Annotated in this window: 5 protein-coding genes; all 5 read left to right on the top strand. The window is 67.7% G+C overall.

Going from position 1 to position 7,586, the window contains the following annotated elements; all coding sequences use genetic code 11:
• The first annotated feature begins 46 nt into the window (after positions 1 to 46).
• The 5 genes from tig (at position 47) to HCN51_RS54245 (ending at position 7,269) form a co-directional block, all read left to right on the top strand.
• On the top strand, positions 47 to 1,456 hold the full coding sequence (gene tig / locus HCN51_RS54225) for a trigger factor (RefSeq protein ID WP_168021626.1): 1,410 nt from the start codon (positions 47 to 49) through the stop codon (positions 1,454 to 1,456).
• A 431-nt stretch (positions 1,457 to 1,887) separates the two neighbouring features.
• Positions 1,888 to 2,520 carry a ClpP family protease gene (locus HCN51_RS54230; protein WP_080046145.1) on the top strand — a complete coding sequence of 211 codons (633 nt, stop codon included), beginning with the start codon at positions 1,888 to 1,890 and terminating at the stop codon, positions 2,518 to 2,520.
• Positions 2,521 to 2,531: 11 nt separating this feature from the next.
• Positions 2,532 to 3,155 carry an ATP-dependent Clp protease proteolytic subunit gene (locus HCN51_RS54235; RefSeq protein ID WP_080046146.1) on the top strand — a complete coding sequence of 208 codons (624 nt, stop codon included), beginning with the start codon at positions 2,532 to 2,534 and terminating at the stop codon, positions 3,153 to 3,155.
• Positions 3,156 to 3,339: 184 nt separating this feature from the next.
• Positions 3,340 to 4,623 carry an ATP-dependent Clp protease ATP-binding subunit ClpX gene (gene clpX / locus HCN51_RS54240; protein ID WP_080046147.1) on the top strand — a complete coding sequence of 428 codons (1,284 nt, stop codon included), beginning with the start codon at positions 3,340 to 3,342 and terminating at the stop codon, positions 4,621 to 4,623.
• Between the two features lie 72 nt (positions 4,624 to 4,695).
• A complete protein-coding gene (locus HCN51_RS54245; protein ID WP_206069016.1) occupies positions 4,696 to 7,269 on the top strand; it encodes a valine--tRNA ligase in 2,574 nt (857 codons plus the stop codon).
• Positions 7,270 to 7,586: the final 317 nt, after the last annotated feature.

Below are 7,586 nucleotides of genomic sequence, written 5' to 3' on the forward strand. Positions count from 1 at the left end.
TGGACGCGCCCGCGATCACTCGTAGCTTGATCAAGGAGACCATTCCGTGAAGACCGCTGTCGAGGAGCTCAGCCCGACCCGGGTCAAGCTCACTGTCGAGGTGCCGTTCGACGAGCTGCGCCCGAGCATGGATGCGGCGTACAAGAAGGTCGCGCAGCAGGTGCGCGTCCCCGGGTTCCGGCCTGGCAAGGTTCCGGCCCGCATCATCGAACAGCGCTTCGGCCGGGCGGTAGTGCTGGAGGAGACCCTCAACGACGCGGTGCCCAAGCTTTACGGCCAGGCCGTCGACGAGGCGGACGTCTTCCCCGTCAGCCAGCCTGACATCGAGGTCACGAAGATCGACGACGGTGAGCAGATCGAGTTCACCGCCGAGGTCGACATCCGCCCCAACTTCGAGGTCCCCGACTACCAGGGCATCGAGGTCACGGTCGACTCCGCCGAGGTCTCCGACGAAGACGTGAACGCGCAGCTCGACGCGCTGCGCCAGCGTTTCGCCACACTCACCGGCGTGGAGCGCGCCGCGGCCAAGGGCGACTTCGTCGTGATGGACCTGCGCGCCGAGATCGACGGCAAGAACATCGAGGAGCAGCAGGCCAACGAGGTGTCCTACGAGGTGGGCGCCGGCTCCGTGCTGCAGGGCCTCGACGACGCCCTCGAGGGCATGTCCGCGGGCGAGGAGAAGCGCTTCAAGACCGAGCTGGTCGGTGGCGAGAACGCCGGCGAGGAAGCCGACGTCATCATCAACGTCAAGTCGGTCAAGGAGAAGGTGCTGCCCGAGCTCGACGACGAGTTCGCCCAGCTCGCCAGCGAGTTCGACACCCTCGACGAGCTGAAGAACAGCATCCGCGAGCAGGCCCGCCGCAACAAGCTCATCGACCAGGTCGTCCAGGCCCGCGAGAAGGCCCTCGACGCGCTGCTCGAGAAGATCGACATTCCGCTGCCCGACAGCGCGCTCAAGGCCGAGGTCGACGCCCGCAAGCACAACCTCGACCACCAGGTGGCCGAGAGCGGCCTCAGCCGTGACGCCTTCTTCCGTCTCTACCAGACGACGGAGGAGGAGCGCTTCGAGGAGTTCGAGAAGAACTCCGCCCGCGCGATCAAGGTCGGCTTCGTGCTCGACAAGATCGTCAAGGCCGAGGAGCTGGGCGTCTCCGAGCAGGAGCTGACCAACTTCGTGGTCCGCCGCGCCATGGAGATGGGCGTGCAGCCCAACGAGCTGGCCAAGCACCTCGCCGACAACGACCAGCTCACGCTGGCCATGGTCGAGATCGTGCGCGACAAGGCCAAGTCCGTCCTGGGCGACGCCGCCAAGGTCGTCGACACCGACGGCAACGAGGTCGACCTCAAGGCCATCTACACCGAGATCAACGGTGAGCCGGTCGCCGAGGACGATTCCGCCGCCGAGGGCGACGCCGGTGCCGAGGCCAAGCCCGCCGAGGACAAGGCCGAGGCCTGACGCCACAGGAGTGAGGGAAGCCCCCGGACCTGACGGTCCGGGGGCTTCCGCTTTTGGTGGCGGGCCGGAAATATGCCGTCCTCGGGAGGGAAATGTGACCCGCCCGCGAGGTCCAGGGGCTCCGGGGCGCTCAGAGGCCCGCTGCCGCTCCCGCAGCCGTCCGGCGCCCTCGTGCGGGACCCGCGCGTACGCGACACCCGGAGGCGCCCTCTGAGGGCTCCCCGAGGGGGGTACGGGAAGCCGCCCGGCGGACGCCCCGCGAGCGGGAACCCGGACGAAAGCCGCATGAAGCCGCGAAGGGCCACAGGAGGCGGCCTCCCCGAACCTGCGCCGTCAGCGAACAGTCCGGGGGACCGGGCATGACCTGTGGGCGGCGCGCGTTAAGGTCACAAGCAAAGCCAATCGATTACGACGCATCGGAAGGTGACGCTGTGACCAGCCCGCCGACCTTCTATCAGCCTGAGTCTCGAGGCCGTGAGAACGGCTCCGCCTTCCGGCTTGAGGACCAGCTTTACCAGCGCCTGCTCCGCGAGCGCATCATCGTGCTCGGGCAGGAGGTCAACGACGAGATCGCCAACCGCATCTGCGCGGAGCTGCTCCTGCTCGCGGCCGACGACCCCGAGCGCGACATCACGCTCTACATCAACTCGCCGGGTGGCTCGGTGAGTGCGGGCATGGCGATTTACGACATGATGGAATACGTGCCTAACGACGTCTCCACCGTGGTGATGGGCATGGCCGCCTCCATGGGGCAGTTCCTGCTCACCGCGGGGGCGCGGGGCAAGCGCTACGCTCTGCCGCACGCCCGGGTGATGATGCACCAGCCGTCGGGTGGCATCGGTGGCACCGCCGCCGACATCGCCATCCAGGCCGAGCAGATGCTCTACGTGAAGAAGACGCTGGCCGAGCGCATCGCCTTCCACACGGGGCAGCCGCTCGACCAGATCGAGGCCGACTCCGACCGTGACCGCTGGTTCACGGCCGAGGAGGCCAAGGACTACGGCTTCATCGACCACGTGGTGCGCAGCGCGCGTCAGGTGCCCTCCGCGGGCCCGGTTTCCTAGGGGGAGCTGACATGAACATTCAGAGCCGTTACGTTCTCCCCTCCTTCGTCGAGCGCACGTCTTACGGCGTGAAGGAGATGAACCCGTACAACAAGCTCTTCGAGGACCGGATCATCTTCCTCGGGGTGCAGATCGACGACGCGTCGGCCAACGACGTGATGGCCCAGCTGCTCACGCTGGAGTCGCTCGACCCCGACCGTGACATCAGCATCTACATCAACTCGCCGGGTGGCTCCTTCACGGCCATGACGGCGATCTACGACACGATGCAGTTCGTCCGGCCGGAGATCCAGACCGTCTGCCTCGGCCAGGCCGCGTCCGCCGCGGCCGTGCTGCTGGCCGGCGGCACCCCGGGCAAGCGGTTCGCGCTGCCCAACGCCCGGGTGCTGATCCACCAGCCGTCCACCGAGGGTGGCGGCCAGGGCAGCGACATCGAGATCCAGGCCCGCGAGATCCTCCGCATGCGCACGCTGCTGGAGGACATCGTGGCCCGGCACACGGGCAAGTCCTCCGCCGAAGTTCGCAAGGACATCGAACGCGACAAAATTCTCAACGCGGACGAGGCGAAGGCGTATGGTCTGATCGACGACATCATCCCGTCCAGGAAGAAGCGAGCCCAGGCCGTGGCTTCCTAGACGAGACGTGACGCACCGGAGCGCTGCCCAATAGGGCACGTTCCGGTGCGACTCGCCGCTAGGGGGCTCACTGAGGGCCCAGAAGACGGTAACGTCGAAACCTGAGCGGTTCGGCCTAGTCCGGAGGATGTCCGGAGACACTGCTCTCGGGAGCAGGGCGGTCCCACGCAAAGGAGTATCTGGGGTGGCACGCATCGGCGACGGGGGAGACCTGCTGAAGTGCTCTTTCTGTGGAAAGAGCCAGAAGCAAGTCAAGAAGCTCATTGCCGGTCCAGGCGTCTACATCTGCGATGAGTGCATCGATCTCTGCAACGAGATCATCGAGGAGGAGCTCACGGAGTCCTCCGAGCTCAAGTGGGACAACCTGCCCAAGCCGAGAGAGATCTACGAGTTCCTCGACGCCTACGTCATCGGTCAGGACAAGGCGAAGAAGGCCCTCTCGGTGGCGGTCTACAACCACTACAAGCGGGTGCAGTCGGGCGACCGGGGCAGAGACGACGTTCTCGAGCTGGCCAAGAGCAACATCTTGCTGCTCGGGCCCACCGGGTCGGGCAAGACGCTGCTGGCGCAGACCCTGGCGAAGATGCTCAACGTACCCTTCGCCATCGCCGACGCCACGGCGCTGACCGAGGCCGGCTACGTCGGCGAGGATGTCGAGAACATCCTGCTCAAGCTCATTCAGGCGGCCGACTACGACGTCAAGAAGGCCGAGACCGGCATCATCTACATCGACGAGGTCGACAAGATCGCCCGCAAGAGCGAAAACCCGTCGATCACGCGCGACGTCTCGGGTGAGGGCGTGCAGCAGGCGCTGCTGAAGATCCTGGAGGGCACCACCGCGTCGGTTCCTCCGCAGGGCGGCCGCAAGCACCCGCACCAGGAGTTCATCCAGATCGACACCACCAACGTGCTGTTCATCTGCGGTGGCGCGTTCGCCGGTCTGGAAAAGATCATCGAGTCGCGCATCGGCAAGAAGGGCATCGGCTTCAACGCCATCATCCGGTCGAAGGAAGAGATCGACACCGCCGACATCTTCGGCGACGTCATGCCCGAAGACCTGCTGAAGTTCGGCATGATCCCCGAGTTCGTGGGCCGGCTGCCGGTCATCACCTCGGTGCACAACCTCGACCGCGAGGCGCTCATCCAGATCCTCACCGAGCCGCGCAACGCGCTGGTCAAGCAGTACCGCAAGCTGCTCGAGCTCGACGGCGTGGAGCTGGAGTTCACCGACGGCGCCCTGGAGGCCATCGCCGACCAGGCGATCCTGCGCGGCACCGGCGCCCGCGGCCTGCGCGCGATCCTGGAGGAGGTGCTGCAGTCCGTCATGTACGAAGTGCCCTCCAGGCAAGACGTCGCCCGCGTGGTCATCACCCGCGAGTCGGTGCTGGAGCACGCGATCCCGACGCTCGTCCCGCGCGACCAGCTCGCCGCCAAGCAGCAGCACACGCCGCAGGAGAAGTCGGCCTGAGCAGGCTTTGATCGCACCCGAACGCCCCGTGGTGGAAACCATGGGGCGTTCCGCTTGCCCGCCTCCCTAGAATTGGGTGCTGTGACAACGCCAGAGCTGCCTACCCAATACACACCGGCCGACGTCGAGACCCGCAGCTACGAGCGCTGGGTGTCCGAAGGCTACTTCCGCGCCGACCCGGGCAGCTCGCGCGAGCCGTACAGCATCGTCCTCCCGCCGCCCAACGTGACGGGCGTCCTGCACATCGGGCACGCGCTCGACCACTCCATCCAGGACGCGCTCACCCGCCGCGCCCGCATGCTGGGGCGCGAGACGCTGTGGCTGCCCGGCATGGACCACGCCGGCATCGCCACCCAGAACGTCGTCGAGCGCGAGCTGGCCAAGCAGGGCAAGTCCCGCCACGACCTGGGCCGCGAGGCGTTCGTCGAGCGCGTCTGGGAGTGGAAGGAGGAGTCCGGCGGCCGGATCCTCGGCCAGATGCGCAAGCTCGGCGACGGCGTCGACTGGTCGCGCGAGCGGTTCACGATGGACCCCGGGCTGTCGCGTGCCGTCCAGACCATCTTCAAGAAGCTGTTCGACGACGGGCTCATCTACCGCGCCGAGCGCATCATCAACTGGTGCCCGCGCTGCCTGACGGCCCTGTCCGACATCGAGGTGGAGCACAGCGAGGACGAAGGCGAGCTCGTCTCGATCCGCTACTCCGACGAGATCGTGGTGGCCACCACGCGCGCCGAGACCATGCTCGGCGACACCGCCGTGGCCGTGCACCCCTCCGACGAGCGCTACGCGCACCTGGTCGGCACCATGGTCGAGGTGCCGCTCACCGGCCGCATGATCCCGGTCGTCGCCGACGAGCACGTCGATCCGGCGTTCGGCACCGGCGCGGTCAAGGTGACGCCCGCCCACGACCCCAACGACTTCGAGATCGGGCGGCGGCACTCGCTGCCGTCGCTGACCGTCATGGACGAGCGCGGCGTCATCACCGCGCACGGCCCGTTCGAGGGGCTCGACCGCTTCGAGGCGCGGCCCGCCGTCGTCGCCGCGCTGCGCGCCGAAGGCCGCATCGTCGCGGAGAAGCGCCCCTACGTGCACTCCGTCGGCCACTGCTCGCGCTGCAAGACGGTGGTGGAGCCGAGGCTGTCGCTGCAGTGGTTCGTCAACGTCGCGCCGCTGGCCAAGGCCGCCGGCGACGCCGTGCGCGACGGCCGCACCCGCATCCACCCGCCGGAGCTGGCCAAGCGCTACTTCGACTGGGTCGACGACATGCACGACTGGTGCATCTCCCGCCAGCTCTGGTGGGGGCATCGCATCCCGGTCTGGTACGGCCCCGGCGGCGAGGTCGTGTGCGTGGGCCCCGACGAGGAGCCGCCCGCCGGCTACACCCAGGACAGCGACGTGCTCGACACGTGGTTCTCCTCCGGGCTGTGGCCGTTCTCGACGCTGGGCTGGCCCGACCGCACCGACGAGCTGGAGCGCTTCTACCCGACGTCCGTGCTGGTCACCGGCTACGACATCCTGTTCTTCTGGGTCGCCAGGATGATGATGTTCGGCCTGTACGCCATGGACGGCGAGCCGCCGTTCCGGGTCGTCGCGCTGCACGGCATGGTCCGCGACCAGTACGGCAAGAAGATGTCGAAGTCGTTCGGCAACGTCGTCGACCCGCTCGACTGGGTCGACCGCTTCGGCGCCGACGCCACCCGCTTCACCCTGCTGCGCGGCGCCAACCCGGGAGCCGACGTCGCGGTGAGCGAGGAGTGGGCGGCCGGATCCCGCAACTTCTGCAACAAGATCTGGAACGCCACCCGCTTCGCGCTCATGAACGGCGCCGCCGTCGGCTCGCTCGACGGCGCCGAGCTGACGGCGGCCGATCGGTGGATCCTGTCACGCCTGCAGTCGGTGATCGAGGCGGCCGATGCGGCCTTCGAGGAGTTCGAGTTCGCCAAGGCCTCCGATCTGCTCTACCACTTCGCGTGGGACGAGGTCTGCGACTGGTACCTGGAGCTGGCCAAGATCCAGCTCGGCGAGGGCCTGGAGCACACGAGGCTGGTGCTCGGCCACGTCCTCGACGCGTTGCTGCGGCTGCTGCACCCGCTGGTGCCGTTCGTGACCGAGGAGCTGTGGCGGGCCGTCACGGGCGGCGAGTCGGTCGTCGTGGCCCCGTGGCCGGTGCGCGACGAGCGTTACAGCGATTCCGCCGCCGAGGCGGAGATCGAGGCGTTGCAGGAGCTGGTGACGGAGGTCCGCAGGTTCCGCTCGGACCAGGGGCTCAAGCCAGGCCAGAAGGTGGCGGCGCGGCTCGGGCTGAGCGGCACGCCGCTGGCCGGCCAGGAGACGGCGATCCGCTCGCTGCTGCGGCTGACCGACCCGTCCGAGTCGTTCAACGCGACGGCGCGGCTCTCGGTGGGGGCGGTGACCGTGGAGATCGACACCGCGGGCGCCATCGACGTCGCCGCCGAGCGCAAGCGGCTGGAGAAGGACCTCGCCGCCGCGCGCAAGGAGGCCGCCCAGGTGGCGGCCAAGCTGGGCAACGAGCAGTTCATGGCCAAGGCGCCGCAAGACGTGGTGGCCAAGGTCAGGGGGCGGGCCGAGCAGGCGGCCGCCGACATCGAGCGCCTGGAAGCGCAGCTCGCGGCCCTGGGTGTTTGAACCCTGCGCACGAGGGGAAGGTCCATTCGTTACCGAAGATGGACCTTCCACCTCTTCGAGGCTGCTACAGTTTTCAACGCGGGGCCAATCGGCCCCGACATCCCGATGAACAAACCCCGACTTTCGGGTGGCTCCAGCCGCGCGGTTGGACAAGAGCCGAAAGTTGGAGTAAGTTAGCAGGGTTGCCTCGAAGAGAGGCGAGTCCGGAAGCTCCCGGATCGGGCGGTTTGACAAGAATCGTCCGGATCTGGTAGTCTGAAGGGGTACGAAATGTGCGCCTCGCGCATCGGGGCCCGGAAGGGCTTGGATGCGGATGA

The organism is Nonomuraea composti, from assembly GCF_012034275.1.
GTDB lineage: Bacteria > Actinomycetota > Actinomycetes > Streptosporangiales > Streptosporangiaceae > Nonomuraea > Nonomuraea composti.